The sequence below is a fragment of the Sellimonas intestinalis genome, assembly GCF_001280875.1.
Taxonomy (GTDB): Bacteria; Bacillota; Clostridia; order Lachnospirales; family Lachnospiraceae; genus Sellimonas; species Sellimonas intestinalis.
Genome location: NZ_LGAJ01000020.1, coordinates 1 through 18,494, shown reverse-complemented (window position 1 = coordinate 18,494; position 18,494 = coordinate 1). Strand labels below are relative to the sequence as shown.

Genomic DNA, 18,494 nt, shown 5'->3' with positions numbered 1-18,494 from the left:
GAAAGGGATACTTAAAAGGTATCCTTTTCCCATGTGAAGAGGTATAAAATATGGATGAAGATTCCAGCATTAGAGAGATCAAGGGTATTGGAGAAAAGACGGAAGCGCTCTTTCAGAAATTGGGAGTAAATACGGCGGGAGATCTTCTGCGTTTTTATCCGAGGGCCTATGATATCTATGAGGATCCGGTACCGGTCAGTGAGCTGGAGGAAGGAACAGTAGCCGCTGTGGAAGGCTGCGTTTACGGAAACGTCCAGATATCGTCCAACCGGAAACTTCAGACAGCGACCGCCATGGTCAAAGATCTGACCGGAACGCTGAAAGTGTTGTGGTTTCGGATGCCGTTTCTGCGTAATACATTGCGCTCCGGGAGCAGTATCATCGTAAGGGGCCGGGTGGTAAGCAGGCGGGGTTCTCTTGTGATGGAGCATCCGGAGATTTTTCAGCCGGCAGGCAAATATCAGGAAAAGCTTCATACGATGCAGCCGGTGTACCCGCTTACTGCCGGACTGTCGAATCTGACTGTGAGCAAGGCTGTGCGGGAAGTGATGGAGCATGTACATCTGCAGAAGGAGACATTGCCGGAAAGTATCCGTCAGATCTTTGAACTCTGCGAATACAATTATGCTCTGAAAGGGATTCATTTCCCAACGGATAAAACGATGTATATGCAGGCAAGGAAACGGCTTGTCTTTGAGGAATTTCTGGAATTTATTCTGGCGGTCCGCCAGATGAAAGAGGAGAAAGAAGCAAGCGTCAATTGGTGTCGGATGAAGCCGGCAAAAGAAGTGGATGATTTCCTTGGCAGACTTCCGTATGAGCTGACCAATGCACAGAAAAAAGTATGGATGGAAATCCGAAAGGATCTACAGAGCGATGATACGATGTCCAGGCTGATTCAGGGGGATGTGGGCTCAGGTAAGACAATCGTAGCCGTTTTGGCGCTTCTGGAGGCGGCTTATAATGGATATCAGGGAGCGATGATGGCGCCGACAGAGGTGCTTGCAAGACAGCATTACCAGTCTGTCTGTGACATGTTTGAGAAATACGGCGTCGGGTTCCGGGCAGAGCTGCTGACAGGTTCCATGAAGGCAAAGGAGAGAAGGGAGGCTTACGCAAGGATTGAGAGTGGGGAGGCAGATGTGGTGATCGGGACTCATGCATTGATTCAGGATAAGGTTCAGTATCACAATCTGGGATTGGTTATCACCGACGAACAACATCGTTTCGGAGTGCGGCAGCGGGAAGCACTGGCAAAAAAGGGAAGGATGCCACATATTCTTGTTATGAGCGCAACGCCGATTCCTCGCACTCTGGCCATTATTATTTACGGAGATCTGGATCTTTCTGTGATCGACGAGCTCCCCAAGGACCGCCTGCCGGTTAAAAACTGTGTGGTGGATACCGGGTATCGGGAGACTGCATATCGGTTTATGAAAAATCAGGTGGCAGAGGGCAGACAATGCTACGTGATCTGCCCGATGGTAGAGGAAAGCGAAGCAATGGAGGCGGAAAACGTCATGGATTACTCTACCATGCTTTCCGAGAAGCTAGGGACAGGGATCACGGTTGGATACCTCCACGGGAAAATGAAGCAGCAGCAAAAGGATGAGATCATGCAGCGGTTTGCGGATAATCAGATTCAGATTCTTGTTTCGACGACTGTTGTGGAGGTTGGAATTAATGTTCCAAACGCTACGGTGATGATGGTGGAAAATGCCGAACGGTTTGGACTTGCACAGCTTCATCAGCTCCGGGGGCGCGTGGGAAGGGGAGCGTTTCAGTCCTACTGTATTTTTATGACAGGATCCAAAACGAAAGAGACGAAAAAGCGGCTGGATATTCTCAATCATTCCAACGATGGATTTTATATTGCGGGCGAGGATCTAAAGCTGAGAGGGCCTGGGGACCTTTTCGGCATCCGTCAGAGCGGACTTATGGAGTTCAGGCTTGGCGATGTCTTCCAGGATGCAAAAATCCTGCAGATGGCGGCGGAAGCGGCAACAATGAAAGAAGTACGGGAATCTCCGGTATTTACAAGAGCAAACCAGGATCATATTCATGTACTGTAAGGAAGCGGTTTATCTGATGGTAATCTTCTATGGTTGTTTTTTTAGTCAATGAAACCATATAGAAAAAGGATATGGTGATACCTATTTCATACCGGCCATATCCTTAAAAAGAAAAACACCGCAATCTCCGGGGAATACTGGGAATCCCTTGAAATTGCGGTACTTTTTTGATAAGCCGAAAATCAGACTCGAACTGACGACCCCTTCATTACGAGTGAAGTGCTCTACCGACTGAGCTATTTCGGCTTGTGCTGTACGATGTCCCTACACGATGTCTTTCCAACAGGCACAAGTATTATTATATACATTTTTAAAAAATTTGCAACTGTTTTTTTCATTTTTTTATATGAGGTAAAGATTTAACTGCGTAAGCAGCAAAAAAGTAGCATAAACTGCGAATTTAAGTCGTATGGCTGAATCTTTATCATTTTAGCGCTTTCGTTTACACGGTTTCATTAAAGACGAAGATAACGATGAAAAAGAGCATCCCTATTTCCTTTTATGAAAACGGGGATGCCCTTTTTGGCGTTTCACATTCTTTTGTTCAGAAAGAGTTATTTACCAGCCATCTGTCTTTCCTGTTCTTCGATCATCTTCTTGACCATATAACCGCCGACAGATCCGTTCTGTCTGGAAGTCAGGTCTCCATTGTATCCGTCTGTTAACGGAACACCAAGCTCACTTGCTACCTCATATTTGAATTTGTCTAAAGCACCTTTTGCTTCTGGTACGGCTGCTTTATTAGATGAACGATTTGTCATGATAATGTCCTCCTTTATCGTCGTGTGGTTTTGTGTAACTTTTTGTTACAGTCATAGTATATGAACATTTGTATAAATTACTCTGGGAAAAACAGGAAAATCCTATTGACAAAAAAACAGGTTTTTAACTACAATTTTTCTGGAATGTTTTTTTGAAAAAAGAGGAGGCAGTATATGAGAGAAATGGAATTTAAAATGGAAAGGTCCGGATTGATTGAAGAGGGGCAGGAAGCAGAAGTAGCAGAACTTCAGGCACTTGGAGGATATAGTTATCTGATTGAGCCATCTGTGGCAATGAGTGGGCTTTACAAAAGCTGGGATCGTTTAAAATCCAGAAAAGGCATCATAAAAGAAATTAAAGAAACAGACCGGGGATTTTATGTTACAATGGAGTTTGACGAATAAAGCCGGATGTAGAGTCTGACAAGGAAAAATCTGGATAGATGAAAAGTCATTTTGACAGTAGTAGGCCTGTATGATAAGATAGGGCGTGAAAGGAACCGAGAGTATAAAGGAAAGGAATGGACATAAAGATGAGAAGAAAGATACATAGGTTTTGTGGTATTGCACTCAGCGCTTGCCTGTTGCTTGGAGCCTGCATCACTCCGGCGCTGACAGGAGATGCAGCGGACAAGCTTTCAGGTAATGTGGCAGAGGAAACGACTGCAACTCGGAATGAGAAGGTTTCAAGGAATGATTTGGAGCCTGCTTCAGAGACAGATCTTTTATCTGAGGAAACCGGGGACAAAACAGGGGGGCTGACCGGACAAGAGGAGGCGGAATCGACCCCGAAGGACGGAAAGACTACACCGGAGACTGAGACAAAAGACGATCCTGTTGTCAATGAGGGAGAAACCGATGATAATGAGACAGTAGAAGACGAAGATATTACTAAGGCTTCGGAAGAAGAGACCGAGCCGGAGGAGTTAAAGGAGAACAGTTTCCGTTATCAGAACGGAGAACTGATTTCCGAGCCGCAGGCACTTTCAAGAGCATCCTATCCATATGCGTGGCAGAAAGTGAATGGGAAGTATATGAACAGCATCGGTCAGGTAATTGAAGGGGCGACGAAGAAAGGAATCGATGTCAGCCATCACCAGGGCGTTATTGACTGGGAAAAAGTGAAAAAAGATGGGATTGACTTTGCAATCATCCGCTGTGGTTATGGCGGGGATTATCAGTCCTATGATGATAGGTACTGGGTAAGAAATGTGACAGAATGTGAACGACTTGGAATTCCATATGGAGTGTATCTCTATTCTTATTCTGAAAATATAGAAGATGCCAAAAGTGAAGCGGCTCATGCGCTGCGGCTTTTAAAGGGGCATAAACCGGCGTATGGAATTTACTATGATCTGGAAGATGAAAATACGACAGGAAGAGTGAGCAATACAACTATCGGTACCATTGCCAAAACGTTTTGCGATCAGTTATCGTCAGCAGGCTACAAAGTTGGTATTTATGCCAGCAAATATTGGTGGACAGAAAGACTAACCTCCTCTGTATTTAAGAATGAAAAATGGTCTAAATGGGTAGCTCAGTATAACACATCCTGTACTTATGAAGGAAGTTACGATATCTGGCAGTGTACTTCTACAGGAAGTGTCGCGGGAATCAATGGAGCGGTCGATCTAAATTTCTGGATGGGAGATCCGCAAAATTCTAATACAAGTACTTCTATAGACAGAAATATCATTTCAAGTACAGGGCATGTGCAGGCTGACGGTTGGACCGCGTCCGTACAGAACGGTGATCAGATTGGTGTAACAGGACAATCTAAGCGACTCGAAGCGTTCCAGATTAAGATTGGAAACGGTTATGGAGATCTGGGGATCCGATACGCTTCTTTTGTGGAAGATCAAGGATGGCAAGCTTATGTGACGAGTGGAAAAACGTCCGGGACGACCGGAGAGAGCAAGGCGGTTCAGGCAGTCAAAATTCAACTGACTGGTTCAAAAGCATCAAATTATGATGTTTATTATCGTGCCCATGTTCAGACGTACGGCTGGCTTGGTTGGACAAAAAACGGAGCAGCAGCAGGGACGACAGGTTATGAAAAAAGAATGGAAGCACTGCAAGTTATGATTCTTCCAAAAGGAGCGGCAGCTCCGGGGGCCTTATCAAATGCATATAAGGAAAAAGCATTGACGAAAGGAATTGGCTATGAAGCCCATATGCAGACATATTGTTGGCTGGGTGAAGTAGCAAACGGAGCGACCGGAGGTATCACAGGTCAGTCCAAACGGATGGAGGCATTGCAAATTAACCTGAAATATCCGCAGTATAGTGGCGATGTTTCTTATCGTGCTTATGTTCAGAATACAGGATGGCAGGGCTGGGTGAAAAATGGTGCTACTGCCGGTACTACCGGAAAAAATCTTCAAATGGAAGCGGTTCAGATTAAACTGACCGGAAAGATGGCTGAAAAGTATGACATTTATTATCGTGTTCATACGCAAACGTACGGTTGGCTTGGATGGACGAAAAATGGAGCAAGTGCGGGCACAAATGGATATAATAAAAGAATTGAGGGAATTCAGATCCGTCTTGTAGCAAAGGGCGGGGCAGCGCCTGGAAGTACATCTGGCGCCTATAAAGACAGATCCAAGACTACCAATGTTGTATATCAGGCCCATATGCAGACATATTGCTGGCTGGATGAAGTAATGAATGGTGCAACCGGAGGAGTGACCGGTCAATATAAACGAATGGAAGCTTTAAAAATCAGTCTTGAAAACAAAAAATATTCAGGCGGAATACAGTACCGCGCGCATCTTCAGACTACCGGATGGCAGGGTTGGAAAAGCAATGGGGAAATGGCCGGGACAACCGGACAAAGCCGTCAAATGGAAGCTATCCAGATCAAATTGACCGGAAAGATGGCGGAAAAATATGATATCTATTACCGTGCTCATGTTCAAACATACGGTTGGCTTGGCTGGACAAAAAATGGTGCTAAGGCCGGAACGGAAGGCCTGAGTAAACGGATGGAAGGTATTCAGATTCAGCTTGTAGAAAAAGGTGGGGCGGCGCCAGGAAGCACATCCGGCTCATTTAAAGAGAAAGAGAAACCTCAGAATATTGTATACCAGGCGCATATGCAAACGTATTGCTGGCTGGGTGAAGTAATGAATGGTGCAACCGGAGGAGTGACCGGCCAATATAAACGGATGGAAGCTTTGAAAATCAAGATTCAAAATCCGAAATATTCAGGCGGAGTACAGTACCGCGCGCATCTTCAGACTACCGGATGGCAGGGTTGGAAAAGCAATGGAGAAATGGCCGGGACAACCGGGCAGTACCGCCGTATGGAGGCAGTTCAGATTAAATTGACTGGAAAGATGGCGGAAAAATATGATATTTATTACCGTGCTCATGTCCAGACGTATGGATGGCTTGGCTGGACGAAAAATGGAGCCAAGGCCGGAACCGAAGGGATGAGCAAACGGATGGAAGGTATTCAGATTCAGCTTGTAGAAAAAGGAAAACCGGGACCATCCAGCGGACAGACAGCTTTTCGGACGAAATAAGAATACACATACCCTCACACAGTTTTCTATTTCAGAACTGTATGAGGGTATGTTTGTTTTGCGTCAAATTTCAAAATCGTTTCACATACCTCAAAAGTGTTTCTGATATACTTTCTCCACTACTCCGATCACTGCGTACAACGCCATTGCCATGATACAAAGCAATACGATGGACATCAAAAGCCAATCCATCTTAAACACCTGGCTGGAGTAGATGATCAGATAGCCGAGCCCTTCCCTGGCGGCCAGAAATTCCCCGATGATAACACCTACAAGGCAGAGACCAATGTTGACTTTCATGGTACTGATGATTGTAGGAACGGCGGAAGGCAGTACCACTTTTGTGAGGACATGAACAGAGGTGCCGTGAAGGGTATAGATCAGTTTGATTTTGTTTTTATCGGTGCCGATAAAACAGGTGTAGAGCGTCATAATACTGCCAAAGATCGCCACAGACATTCCGGCTACAATGATGGTTGTGCGGTTGGCGCCCAGCCAAACAATGAGCAGCGGCGCCAGTGCGGATTTTGGGAGACTGTTCAAAACAACAAGGTAAGGCTCCAGCACCGCTGAGAGATTCCTGGAGAACCAGAGAAAAACGGCGGCCAGAATACTGATTCCGGTCACCAGAAGAAAGCTTAGGATGGTTTCATACAGCGTGGCGGACATGTGAGGAAAGATGGTTCCGTCTTTCGCCATCGTCAAGAAACAGGTGCCGATTTTAGAAGGACTGCTGAAAATGAAAGAGTCAATGATTCCAGTGTTTGCAGTCCACTCCCAGAGAACGAGAAAGAGAATAAGGACAGCGGCCCGCAGAAACAGAATAAGCTGATGTTCCCTCCTGATTGTTACAAGGTAGGCGGACTGGGAAGTGGAAAGATCAGGATATTTGATGTTCATGTTGGTTCAGCTCCTTCCAGATCAGATTGAAATAGGTTTTGAATTCCGGAGCGTTTCTCCGGAGCAACGGGGTATCCTTTGTACCGTCTGGATATGCAAAATGCAGATAGACTGTCTTTTTCAAGTGTGCGGGGCGCCCGGAGAGAACGAGAATACGATCTGCGAGACTGATGGCCTCGGATAGGTCATGGGTCACTAAAATGGCGGTTTTTCCTTCCCGGCGGATAATCTGGCCAATATCGTCGCTGACATTTAGCCTGGTCTGATAATCCAAGGCAGAGAATGGTTCGTCAAGCAGGAGTACTTCCGGATTTAAAATCAGGGTGCGGACAAGAGCAGCCCTTTGGCGCATTCCCCCGGATAATTCAGACGGGCGGGAATCCTTAAATTGACCAAGACCATAGGCGTCCAGGAGTTCGTGGGCTCTTTTGCGGACCTCAGGAGTGAGAGACCGCTGTATTTCAGGACCAATCAGCACATTCCGATAGATGTTCCGCCATTCAAGCAGCTCGTCGCGCTGTAGCATATATCCAATTTTGTCCTTCTGTTCTTCTACAGGTTTTTCATGAAGAAGAATTTCTCCTTGTTCCGGTTTTAAGAGGCCGGAAATCAGAGACAAAAGGGTGGACTTGCCACAGCCGGAGGGACCGACGATGGCGAGGAATTCTCCTTGATTTACCGAAAAAGAAATATCACATAGAGCAGGAGTTTCTCCTTTCAGGGTATGATAGGAATGGCTGATCTGGTGGATATTCAGTATTGTGTCCATGTTGCTGACCTCCTTCCATGTATACCATAATGTATGTTGACAGAGAAAAAGATGTGAATTATAACTATTAGTAGATTTTAGGCGAAGAAGGAGAACGAATGAGACAGCAGAAAATCAATTATCAAAAAGAACTGGAGAAAACACTGGAAGCGATCCGGAGAGAGGAGCGGGTTCCGACACTTTTGCTTCATAGCTGCTGTGGTCCGTGCAGCAGTTATGTGATGGAGTATCTGGCGGATTTTTTCCGGATTACTGTCTTTTATTTTAACCCGAATATTACGGATAAGGAAGAATACCGGAAGCGTGCCGAAGAGCAGCGCCGTCTCATTGAACGGATGAATGAAAAGCTGAAATACCCAGTTTCCGTTTTAGAGGGTGAGTACGACGCCCATACATTTTTTGAGATGGCAAAGGGAATGGAGCACCTGCCGGAAGGAGGAGAACGGTGTTTTCACTGTTATGCCATGCGGCTGGAACGCACGGCAGCAGAGGCAAAGAAGAGAGGAATGGATTATTTTACAACGACGCTTTCCATCAGTCCGATGAAAAACGCCCAGAAGCTCAATGAGATTGGAGGCAGTATGCAGGAAACGTACGGAGTTTCCTATCTGTTTTCGGACTTTAAAAAGAAGAACGGATACAAGCGCTCCATAGAGCTTTCCAAAGAATACGGACTTTACCGGCAGGATTACTGTGGCTGTGTGTTTTCTAAAAAAGATAGAATATAAAACTCAGATATTTATGACATATGTAAATTATAATATGATGTGACTATATCAAAGAAGGTGCTATGATTAAGTCATTACAGGAAAGTATTCGTCCATCTACGGATTTACGAAACTATTACGCCAAAATTTCCAAGCTGTACCGAGAAAAGAAAGAGGACGTTGCAAACGGCAGGGTTGCAACGCTTCAAAATACATTTGATGAACTGAGAAACATACTGAAGGGGAATCAAAAATGGCAAAGTATAGAGTGTTACGGGCGGATACGTTCGGTGCTGCACCTACAGGGACATAAGGTTCTGATTGGAGGTTGTGATGCAAAAAATTATTGCCTATGAAATGATATGTAATAAAGCTCCTGTCGAGGAGATAAATATCGAATGTGTTTTATTTCATAAAGATTATTGGAAAGATTATATGCAGATATATAATGAATGTTTTTATAAAATGAGAAAAAATTTAAAAATAGAGCCAGTAAATTTTTATTCGGATTTTTCTCAAATGAGAGAGAAAGGGGAAAACACTTTTTTGTATGTTGAAAATAGTGAGATTATTGGAGCTGTCTCATGTTACAGGAATGAAATAGATGACTTAATTGTAAGACAGTCATTTCAGGGAAAAGGAATAGGAAAAGAGTTATTGATTTGGGCGATGCATCACATAAAACAAAATGGATATGAGGATATAGTTTTACATGTTGCAGCGTGTAATAAAAAGGCGATAAGTTTGTATGAGAAAGTAGGGTTTAGTATTCAAAAGATAGAAAGGGTGCGATAGCTTTTAAGTTGTTGATTTGGGGAATTTATTCAATGAATATCGCATAAAGCAATGATGATCCGACTGATATAATAAAGTTAGGAATTTAATCAGGTCCATCTGGTTTTTTAAAAAGAGACAGAAATACTGCTTTACAAACAGAATAAAATTTGGTAAATTATGTTTTAATAGTTTAATTCATTAAAATCAAAAAGAAACGGGGAAGACAGATGGCACAGTTATGGGGAGGACGCTTCACAAAAAAGACCGATCAGATGGTATATGATTTTAATGCCTCCATCGGATTTGACAGGCGTCTGTACAGACAGGATATAGAAGGAAGTATGGCGCATGTAAAGATGCTCGCCAAGCAAAAGATATTGACGGAGGAGGAGCGGGACCGGATTCTCCAGGGACTTTCTGGAATTCTGGCGGATGTGGAGGATGGCTCCTTGCCGATTACGAAGGAATATGAGGATATACACAGCTTTGTGGAGGCAAATCTCATTGACAGAATCGGGGATGCGGGGAAGAAGCTGCACACAGGACGCAGTCGAAACGACCAGGTTGCACTGGATATGAAGCTTTATGTCAGAGAGGAGGTCCAGAAGACGGAGGGGCTTTTGACGGATCTTCTAAAAGTGATTCTGCATATTATGGAGGAAAACCTGGATACGATCATGCCAGGATTCACTCATCTTCAGAAAGCACAGCCGATCACACTGGCACATCACATGGGTGCGTACTATGAGATGTTCCGAAGAGATCGAAGCCGTCTGGCTGATATCTATGAAAGAATGAATGTGTGCCCACTTGGAAGCGGCGCACTTGCTGGGACGACATACCCGTTGGATCGAGACTATACGGCGGAGCTTCTTGGATTTTCAGGAGCAACGCTCAACAGTATGGATTCTGTATCCGACCGGGATTATGTGATTGAATATCTGTCCGCACTTTCCACGATTATGATGCATTTAAGCCGGTTTTCGGAGGAAATTATCATCTGGAATTCCAATGAATACCAGTTTGTGGAGATTGACGATGCGTACAGTACTGGCAGCAGTATTATGCCGCAGAAGAAAAATCCGGATATTGCGGAGCTTGTCAGAGGAAAGACCGGGCGTGTCTACGGGGCGCTGATGTCCATGCTGACAACGATGAAAGGAATTCCGTTGGCGTATAATAAAGACATGCAGGAGGACAAGGAGATGGCATTTGACGCTATGGATACTGTCAATGCGTGTCTGCCGCTTTTTACAGGGATGCTGGGGACGATGAAGTTTCAAATATCCGTGATGGAGCGAAGCGCAAAGCGCGGTTTTACGAATGCGACGGATGCGGCAGATTATCTGGTGAATCATGGCGTACCGTTCCGGGACGCACATGGAATTGTCGGCCGTCTGGTATTGACCTGTATTGAGAAAGAATGTGCCCTGGATGATCTGACACTGGACGAATATCAGGCGATCAGTCCGGTGTTTGAAGAGGATATTTATGAAGCAATCAGCATGAAGACCTGTGTGGAAAAGCGTCTGACGAAAGGAGCGCCGGGAAAAGGCGCCATGCTGGAGGCAATCGCGATATACAAAAAGGAACTGGGATGTGAGTAGGAGGACAGAGCATGGAAAAGAAATTGCGTGTTGGAATTTTAGGAGCGACCGGGATGGTGGGACAGAGATTTATTTCTCTGCTGGAAGATCATCCATGGTTTGAGGTCGTGACAGTGGCAGCATCGCCGCGATCCGCCGGAAAGACATACGAGGAGGCGGTAGGGGATCGCTGGAAAATGAAAAAACCGATGCCGGAAGGTGTGAAAAAGCTGATTATACATAATGTCAACGAAGTAGAAGAAGTGGCTTCCACCGTGGACTTTGTATTCAGTGCGGTTGATATGACGAAAGAGGAGATCCGTTTGATTGAGGATGCCTATGCAAAGACGGAGACGCCAGTTGTTTCAAATAATAGTGCTCACCGCTGGACACCGGACGTACCGATGGTGATTCCGGAAGTCAATCCGGAGCATTTTGAAGTGATTGAAGCGCAGAAGAAGAGACTTCATACGACCCGTGGTTTTGTAGCAGTCAAGCCGAATTGTTCGATCCAGAGTTATGCACCGGTCCTGACGGCGTGGATGGAGTTCGAGCCGACAGAAGTTGTGGCGACGACGTATCAGGCGATCTCCGGAGCAGGCAAGACGTTTCAGGACTGGCCGGAGATGGTGGAAAATATTATCCCTTATATCGGCGGCGAGGAGGAGAAGAGTGAGCAGGAGCCGCTTCGGATCTGGGGTAAGGTGTGTGACGGAAAGATTGAGAAAGCATCTTCACCGGTGATTACGACACAGTGTATCCGTGTCCCGGTACTGGACGGACATACGGCGGCTGTTTTTGTCAACTTTAAGAAAAAGCCGAAGAAAGAACAGCTCATTGAAAAGTTGAGAGATTACCGGGGACTTCCGCAAGAGCTTTCTCTTCCGAGCGCACCAAAGCAGTTCATTCAGTACTTGGAGGAAGATAACCGTCCTCAGGTAACATTAGATGTGGACTATGAAAACGGCATGGGAATTTCCGTAGGACGCCTTAGAGAGGACAGTCTTTATGATTTCAAATTTGTAGGTCTTTCCCATAATACTGTAAGAGGGGCGGCCGGAGGAGCGATTCTCTGTGCCGAGACACTTGTCGCGAAGAATTATATCCAGTCAAAAGAATAGTGGCCTCAGAAAGAGGATTTACGTCAGGGATGGGAAATTTTACCCGTCCCTGATTGCACGTTTGGACAGAACCATGTAAAATAGTAGGGACAACAGGCTTACAGATCTTAACAGTTCAGTCAGAACGCCATATACAAAGTATACAATAAATTTTCGTTTTCAAACAAGGGTGAACTCAGATTTTTGTGACTTTGTGCATGGCTGAACTGTTACTACAGATCAAATGGAGAAAAGGAAAATGGAGGAATCACAAATGGACGGGGAACTTCTCAAGTATACACAGAACCGAGAGCTTTCATGGCTGAAATTTAATCAGCGGGTACTGGAGGAGGCACAAGATCCGGATGTGCCCCTGTTGGAGCGGATGAAATTTGTGGCGATTTTTACGAGCAACCTGGATGAGTTTTTTATGATTCGGGTCGGCAGTCTGTACGACATGGCGTCCTTGAAAGAGATGGAATTGGACAGACGCTCCAAAATGACGCCAAAAGAGCAGCTAGAACGGATTTACGAGGCGGTGGAGCCTCTTTATAAGGAGCGGGATAAGACCTACTCGGAGATTAAAAAACGGCTCAGTCCATACGGTATCTGTGGTCTTTCTTTCAAGGAGCTTCAGGATCCAGAGAAAAAATATGTTAAAAAATACTTCAAAGAACAGATTCTTCCGGTGCTCTCGCCACAGATTGTGGACCGGAATCATCCGTTTCCCCATCTCCTGAACAAGGAAATCTATGTCATTGCGAGTCTGAAACGGGGCAATCAAAAGCTCTTCGGACTGGTCCCGGTTCCGACCTACCTCTCCGAAATCCTTCTTCTTCCGGGACATGATATCCGTTATATCCGGATGGAGAAGATTCTAATGGAATATCTGGAAATCATTTTTGATAAATATGAAGTGTCAGACAAAAATTATATCTGTGTGACGAGAAACGGGGACGTCTCACCGGACGACGAAGTTCTTGATATCAATGAGGATTTCCGTAACCTGATGAAAAAGACGCTGAGTAAACGGAGGAAGATGGCAGTGGTGCGTCTGGAGACGGCGAATCCCCTGACAGAAAATATGGAGCGTTATTTTTGCGATCGGTTTTGCATCACGCCAAAGCAGATTTTCCGTACAAAGATGCCTATGAAGTTATCGTACATTTTCTCTGTGGCGGAGAAAGTACCGGAGCACATGAGACGGACGCTGGTATATGAGCCGTTTGTACCGCAGAAGTCCGCTATGGTGGATGAAGAGACATCGATGATCCGCCAGATCCGAAAGAAAGACATTCTTCTTTCCTACCCATATGAGTCTATGGAGCCGTTTTTAAAGCTCTTAAAAGAAGCGAGTACGGATCCTTCCGTGGTGACGATCAAAATTACGATTTATCGTTTGTCAAAGAAAGCAAGACTTGTAGAATATCTGTGTGCGGCTGCGGAAAACGGCAAGGAAGTCACGGTTCTGATCGAACTTCGCGCCCGGTTTGACGAGCAAAATAATATTGACTGGTCGGAGCGTCTGGAGGATGCCGGATGCCGGGTGATTTATGGATTCGAAAACTACAAGGTTCACTCGAAGATATGCCTGATTACCTGTAAGACCAGAAACGGGTATCAGTATATTACCCAGATTGGGACGGGAAATTACAATGAAAAAACGGCTGCCATGTATACCGACGTTTGTTTGATGACGGCGGATCGGGAAATCGGACAGGATGGGGCCACATTTTTCCAGAACATGTGCATGGGAAATCTTGGCGGTAGTTACCGTCATTTGCTTGTCTCTCCGTATTCACTCAAGAAAAAGGTGCTGGAACTGATTGAGGAGGAGACCAGGAAAGGGGAAAACGGGCGGATCATTATGAAAATGAATTCCGTTACGGATGTAGATTTTATTGAACAGATTTCAAGGGCCAGCCGTGCGGGTGTGGAGGTAGATTTGCTTGTACGCGGCATCTGTTGTATCCGTCCTGGTGTGGAAGGGTATACGGATCACGTGCGTGTGACAAGTATTGTGGGACGGTTTCTGGAGCATCCGAGAATTTTTTCATTCGGAAGGGGAAGCGCCCAGAAGTTGTATATCGGTTCAGCCGATATGATGACGAGAAATACAGAAAAGCGTGTGGAGGTGGTATGCCCGGTCTATGATGAGGACCTCCGGGCAAGACTGAACCACATGTTACAGGTGATGCTGGAGGATAATGTAAAAGCAAGGGTTCTGGATGCTGCCGGAACGTATTTAAAAATGGGGCAGGGGGAGCCGTTTGTGGACGCCCAGGAGGTGTTTATGCAGGAGGCAGTTCAGGCCGCGGCGGTTAAAAAGCCGGCGAAACGCTCGATTCGGGAGGTCCTCTTTGGCATCTTTCGCAGATAAAAGAAGGAGAACAAGGCAATGGGGAAATCGCTCTACATAGCAGAGAAGCCGAGTGTGGCGCAGGAATTTGCAAAAGCATTAAAACAGAACATGAAGCGACGAGAGGGATGGCTGGAATCCGACGAGAGCGTTGTGACCTGGTGTGTGGGTCATCTGGTGACGATGAGTTATCCGGAGGTCTATGATCCGAAATATAAGAAGTGGAGTCTAAGTACGCTGCCTTTTCTGCCGGAGACGTTTCTCTATGAGGTCATTCCCAATGTGAAGAAACAGTTTGATATCGTAAGCGGACTTTTGAATCGGAAAGATGTGGATACCATCTATGTGTGTACTGATTCCGGACGGGAAGGAGAGTATATTTACCGTCTGGTCGAACAGATGGCTCATGTAAAAGGTAAGAAGAGGAAGCGGGTCTGGATCGACTCTCAGACGGAGGAGGAGATCTTAAGAGGAATCCGGGAGGCCAAGGATCTCTCGGCGTATGACCATCTTTCCGATTCCGCTTATCTGCGAGCCAAGGAAGATTATCTGATGGGAATTAATTTTTCCCGTATTCTGACACTGAAATATGGAAACACCATCGCTGGATTTCTGCATAAAAATTATGTGGTGCTGTCGGCGGGACGGGTGATGACCTGCGTTCTTGGAATGGTAGTCAGACGGGAACGGGAAATCCGGGAGTTTGTAAAAACGCCATTTTACCGGGTGATCGGAAAGTTTGCCGCGGACCAGACAAGGTTTGAGGGTGAATGGAAGGCAGTGAAGGGGTCACGCTATGAATTCTCGCCAAAGCTCTACCGGGAAAATGGATTCAAAACGAGGGAAGCGGCACAGGAGCTGGTGAATGATCTCAAAGGAAGTGGTGGGACAGCAAAGCTTGTTTCTGTTGAGAAAAAGAAAGAAAAGAAAAATCCGCCTCTGCTTTTTAATCTGGCGGAGCTGCAAAATGAGTGCTCCAGGAGATTTAAGATCAGTCCGGATGAGACCTTGCGGATTGTTCAGGATCTGTACGAAAAGAAACTGGTTACTTATCCTCGTACTGACGCAAGGGTGCTTTCCACAGCCGTGGCAAAGGAGATCCATAAAAATTTAAACGGACTTTCCAAATATGAGCCTACGGCGGCGCTTCTTGGTTACATTGCTAAAGAGAGGACCCACAAGGGGCTGGAAAAAACCCGCTATGTCAATGACAGTCAGATCACAGATCACTACGCCATCATTCCTACGGGACAGGGACTTTTAGCCCTGCAGGCAGTATCCGGTACAGCAAGGCAGGTGTACGACCTGATTGTGCGGCGGTTTCTTTCCATTTTTTATCCGCCGGCGGTTTACCAGAAAATGATGCTTGAGTTGGAAGTGGGAAGAGAACATTTCTTCTCCAATTTTAAGATTCTGGCGGAGGAAGGTTTTTACAAGGTAACAGGGATTCCCGGTACGAAAAAGGGAAAAACAGACGAAGAAGAGGAGAGCGTTCCCGACTCTGAGCTTTTTGATCGGCTTCAGAAGCTGAAAAAGGGCGATTTGGTTTTGGCGGAGGACTTTGAGATTCGGGAGGGGGAGACGTCGCCGCCAAAGCGGTATAACTCCGGATCCATGATTCTTGCCATGGAAAATGCCGGACAGCTCATCGAGGACGAGGAACTCCGGGCACAGATTAAGGGAAGTGGGATCGGGACCAGCGCCACGCGGGCAGAGATTTTGAAAAAACTGATTCACATCAAGTATCTGACATTGAATAAAAAGACTCAGGTAATCACCCCGACTTTGATGGGGGAGCTGATCTATGATGCGGTGAATCATTCGATCCGCTCTCTGTTAAACCCGGAGCTGACGGCGAGCTGGGAGAAGGGGCTTACGTTAGTGGCAAACGGGGAGATTACTTCGGAAGAGTACATGCAAAAACTGGAACAGTTTATCGCCGGCAGGACAAACGGTGTTATCGGACTGAACAATCAGTACCAACTGAAGGCCTGCTACGATAAGGTGTCCCCTTATTATAAAACAACATATCAAACATCTAAAAAGTCATAAGGAAAAGGAGGAGCAGTATGAAAGAACTGACAGTAACGGAGCTTTTTGATCTCAATGAGACGATTGCAGGCGCAATCTTTGAAGGGATTACCTACCCTTGGGAGGTCCTGCCGAAGATCGGGGAGTTTATCGTGAATCTGGGAAACACTCTGCCAGAGGACGAGTATGAAAAGGCAGGAGAAAATATTTGGATTGCCAGATCTGCCAAAGTGGCGTCGACGGCATGTATCAACGGACCGACTATCATTGGAAAAGATGCGGAAATCCGGCACTGTGCTTTTATCAGAGGGAATGCCCTGGTAGGAGAGGGCGCTGTAGTGGGCAACTCTACAGAATTGAAAAACGTCATTTTGTTTAACAAGGTTCAGGTACCCCATTACAATTATGTGGGGGACTCGATTCTTGGATATAAGTCCCATATGGGAGCGGGATCGATTACGTCCAATGTGAAATCAGATAAGACGCTTGCCACGGTAAATACACCAGAAGGAAAGATGGAAACCGGACTGAAAAAATTCGGTGCCATGCTCGGAGACTATGTGGAAGTGGGCTGTGGAAGTGTTCTGAATCCGGGAACCGTTGTAGGAAGAGACACTAATATTTATCCTCTTTCCATGGTGCGCGGCTATGTAGGGGCAGGAAGCATCTACAAAAAACAGGGGGAAGTTGTAGAGAAGCAGTAATTGCATGGGACGCTGCAAATCAGCAAAGCTGAAAAAATAAGGAATACCGATTGCCGGAACAGAGGCGGTTTTCGGAAAAGGGGCTTGCAGGTTGTAAGCCCCTTTTTAGTTTGCGCGCCATGGGCGCGCTCTAACGGGTGCAAGTCCCGAACACGCCCAGATAGTGGGAAGTGTATAGCCGAACAGCAAGGGTGTTCATCGTGAGGTGGAATCTGAAGGAAGCTGTAAGCAAATCTCTGGTCCGACGGACAGAAATCACATATAAGGCTAGGCTGTGAGAGATAAGTTGGCTAAAAGCAACGAAGTCTGATAACTATCACTTTTGTAACAGCAGAGTAAATGTGGCGGATATATGGAGAGAAAGAGCGTGCACCTTAAGCGTGGAGGTCTCACAGAGGTTCCATTAGCCTAGTAACAACGAACTGTGAGAAGTCAGCAGAGCCCATAGTAGTGAAGAAGTTTCTGTAATGGAAATGGAGCAAAGGGGCGAACAATCAATAAGTATGAGTATGGCTCGTATTGCAGAGATGACAACATCTGCCGTAACCAATCGGGAAAAGGGTGGTCAAATCAAGCGAGACGGAAAGGAAAGAACGCATGGACACAAGTAGTCTAATGGAGCAGATACTATCTAGCGATAACCTCAACAGAGCATATCTGCAAGTCGTACGAAACAAAGGTGCAGAGGGAGTGGACGGAATGAAGTACACAGAACTGAAAGAACATCTTGAAAAGAACGGCGAAAACATCAAGGAACAGTTGAGGTCAAGAAAATATAAACCTCAGCCAGTACGGAGAGTGGAGATTCCCAAGCCGGATGGTGGTGTCAGAAACCTGGGAGTACCAACAGTAACGGACAGATTTATACAACAAGCTATAGCACAGGTATTAACACCAATCTATGAGGAACAATTCCATGACCATAGTTATGGATTTAGACCAAACAGATGTGCACAGCAAGCAATCCTAACGGCATTAGATATGATGAATGACGGAAATGATTGGATTGTAGACATCGACTTGGAAAAGTTCTTTGACACAGTAAATCAAGACAAGCTTATGACTATCATAGGTAGAACCATTAAGGATGGAGATGTAATCTCTATCGTCAGAAAATACCTTGTTAGCGGAATCATGATTGATGATGAATACGAGGATTCTATTGTGGGAACACCGCAAGGAGGATTATGTGGAGCTC

General features: G+C 45.8%; 14 protein-coding genes and 1 tRNA gene. 11 read left to right on the top strand and 4 right to left on the bottom strand.

All coding sequences use genetic code 11. From position 1 onward, the window contains the following. Positions 1 to 50 precede the first annotated feature (50 nt). Complete coding sequence (gene recG, locus AOA56_RS14565) at positions 51 to 2,072, top strand: ATP-dependent DNA helicase RecG (protein ID WP_053769972.1); 2,022 nt, start codon at positions 51 to 53, stop codon at positions 2,070 to 2,072. A gap of 173 nt (positions 2,073 to 2,245) precedes the next feature. Here recG and AOA56_RS14560 read toward each other — a convergent pair. Then, positions 2,246 to 2,318 (bottom strand) — tRNA-Thr (locus AOA56_RS14560). 308 nt (positions 2,319 to 2,626) lie between these two features. Further along, positions 2,627 to 2,833, bottom strand: a complete 207-nt coding sequence (locus AOA56_RS14555) for an alpha/beta-type small acid-soluble spore protein (protein ID WP_024732362.1) — start codon at positions 2,831 to 2,833, stop codon at positions 2,627 to 2,629. Between the two features lie 174 nt (positions 2,834 to 3,007). Between AOA56_RS14555 and AOA56_RS14550 the strand changes: the two genes are divergently transcribed. Further along, positions 3,008 to 3,238 carry a hypothetical protein gene (locus tag AOA56_RS14550; RefSeq protein WP_053769971.1) on the top strand — a complete coding sequence of 77 codons (231 nt, stop codon included), beginning with the start codon at positions 3,008 to 3,010 and terminating at the stop codon, positions 3,236 to 3,238. 128 nt (positions 3,239 to 3,366) lie between these two features. Then, positions 3,367 to 6,363 (top strand): GH25 family lysozyme, encoded by a 2,997-nt coding sequence (locus AOA56_RS14545; RefSeq protein ID WP_162224710.1) that lies wholly within the window; start codon positions 3,367 to 3,369, stop codon positions 6,361 to 6,363. Positions 6,364 to 6,453: 90 nt separating this feature from the next. On the opposite strand, the gene AOA56_RS14540 is transcribed toward AOA56_RS14545, so the two are convergent. Continuing rightward, complete coding sequence (locus AOA56_RS14540; protein WP_024732364.1) at positions 6,454 to 7,263, bottom strand: ABC transporter permease; 810 nt, start codon at positions 7,261 to 7,263, stop codon at positions 6,454 to 6,456. Then, positions 7,244 to 8,032, bottom strand: a complete 789-nt coding sequence (locus AOA56_RS14535; RefSeq protein WP_024732365.1) for an ABC transporter ATP-binding protein — start codon at positions 8,030 to 8,032, stop codon at positions 7,244 to 7,246. The genes AOA56_RS14540 and AOA56_RS14535 overlap by 20 nt, the downstream gene beginning before the upstream one ends. Before the next feature lie 98 nt (positions 8,033 to 8,130). Between AOA56_RS14535 and AOA56_RS14530 the strand changes: the two genes are divergently transcribed. From AOA56_RS14530 to AOA56_RS14490, 8 genes are all read left to right on the top strand, one after another. Next, a complete protein-coding gene (locus tag AOA56_RS14530) occupies positions 8,131 to 8,760 on the top strand; it encodes an epoxyqueuosine reductase QueH (RefSeq protein WP_048621635.1) in 630 nt (209 codons plus the stop codon). 312 nt (positions 8,761 to 9,072) lie between these two features. Continuing rightward, positions 9,073 to 9,534, top strand: coding sequence for a GNAT family N-acetyltransferase (locus AOA56_RS14520; protein WP_053769969.1), 462 nt, complete (start codon positions 9,073 to 9,075; stop codon positions 9,532 to 9,534). Positions 9,535 to 9,743: 209 nt separating this feature from the next. After that, the gene (gene argH / locus AOA56_RS14515) at positions 9,744 to 11,123 is read left to right on the top strand and encodes an argininosuccinate lyase (RefSeq protein ID WP_048621638.1); all 1,380 of its coding nucleotides are present in this window, start codon (positions 9,744 to 9,746) and stop codon (positions 11,121 to 11,123) included. A gap of 11 nt (positions 11,124 to 11,134) precedes the next feature. Beyond that, entirely contained in the window at positions 11,135 to 12,223 is a 1,089-nt protein-coding gene (gene asd / locus AOA56_RS14510; RefSeq protein WP_024732368.1) for an aspartate-semialdehyde dehydrogenase, read from the top strand. A gap of 253 nt (positions 12,224 to 12,476) precedes the next feature. Continuing rightward, positions 12,477 to 14,582: a polyphosphate kinase 1 gene (gene ppk1, locus AOA56_RS14505; RefSeq protein ID WP_053769968.1), complete on the top strand. Its 2,106-nt coding sequence runs from the start codon at positions 12,477 to 12,479 to the stop codon at positions 14,580 to 14,582. An 18-nt stretch (positions 14,583 to 14,600) separates the two neighbouring features. Next, a complete protein-coding gene (locus tag AOA56_RS14500; protein WP_053769967.1) occupies positions 14,601 to 16,613 on the top strand; it encodes a DNA topoisomerase in 2,013 nt (670 codons plus the stop codon). 17 nt (positions 16,614 to 16,630) lie between these two features. Next, positions 16,631 to 17,296, top strand: a complete 666-nt coding sequence (locus AOA56_RS14495) for an LbetaH domain-containing protein (RefSeq protein ID WP_053769966.1) — start codon at positions 16,631 to 16,633, stop codon at positions 17,294 to 17,296. A 597-nt stretch (positions 17,297 to 17,893) separates the two neighbouring features. Further along, on the top strand, positions 17,894 to 18,494 hold a 601-nt coding region (locus AOA56_RS14490), incomplete at its 3' end, for a reverse transcriptase domain-containing protein (protein WP_242843469.1).

What these genes read in the sequence shown, in the direction of transcription:
- recG (WP_053769972.1), top strand. Translation starts at nt 51, where the DNA reads ATGGATGAAGATTCCAGCATTAGAGAGATCAAGGGTATTGGAGAAAAG.
- AOA56_RS14555 (WP_024732362.1), bottom strand. Translation starts at nt 2,833, where the DNA reads ATGACAAATCGTTCATCTAATAAAGCAGCCGTACCAGAAGCAAAAGGT.
- AOA56_RS14550 (WP_053769971.1), top strand. Translation starts at nt 3,008, where the DNA reads ATGAGAGAAATGGAATTTAAAATGGAAAGGTCCGGATTGATTGAAGAG.
- AOA56_RS14545 (WP_162224710.1), top strand. Translation starts at nt 3,367, where the DNA reads ATGAGAAGAAAGATACATAGGTTTTGTGGTATTGCACTCAGCGCTTGC.
- AOA56_RS14540 (WP_024732364.1), bottom strand. Translation starts at nt 7,263, where the DNA reads ATGAACATCAAATATCCTGATCTTTCCACTTCCCAGTCCGCCTACCTT.
- AOA56_RS14535 (WP_024732365.1), bottom strand. Translation starts at nt 8,032, where the DNA reads ATGGACACAATACTGAATATCCACCAGATCAGCCATTCCTATCATACC.
- AOA56_RS14530 (WP_048621635.1), top strand. Translation starts at nt 8,131, where the DNA reads ATGAGACAGCAGAAAATCAATTATCAAAAAGAACTGGAGAAAACACTG.
- AOA56_RS14520 (WP_053769969.1), top strand. Translation starts at nt 9,073, where the DNA reads ATGCAAAAAATTATTGCCTATGAAATGATATGTAATAAAGCTCCTGTC.
- argH (WP_048621638.1), top strand. Translation starts at nt 9,744, where the DNA reads ATGGCACAGTTATGGGGAGGACGCTTCACAAAAAAGACCGATCAGATG.
- asd (WP_024732368.1), top strand. Translation starts at nt 11,135, where the DNA reads ATGGAAAAGAAATTGCGTGTTGGAATTTTAGGAGCGACCGGGATGGTG.
- ppk1 (WP_053769968.1), top strand. Translation starts at nt 12,477, where the DNA reads ATGGACGGGGAACTTCTCAAGTATACACAGAACCGAGAGCTTTCATGG.
- AOA56_RS14500 (WP_053769967.1), top strand. Translation starts at nt 14,601, where the DNA reads ATGGGGAAATCGCTCTACATAGCAGAGAAGCCGAGTGTGGCGCAGGAA.
- AOA56_RS14495 (WP_053769966.1), top strand. Translation starts at nt 16,631, where the DNA reads ATGAAAGAACTGACAGTAACGGAGCTTTTTGATCTCAATGAGACGATT.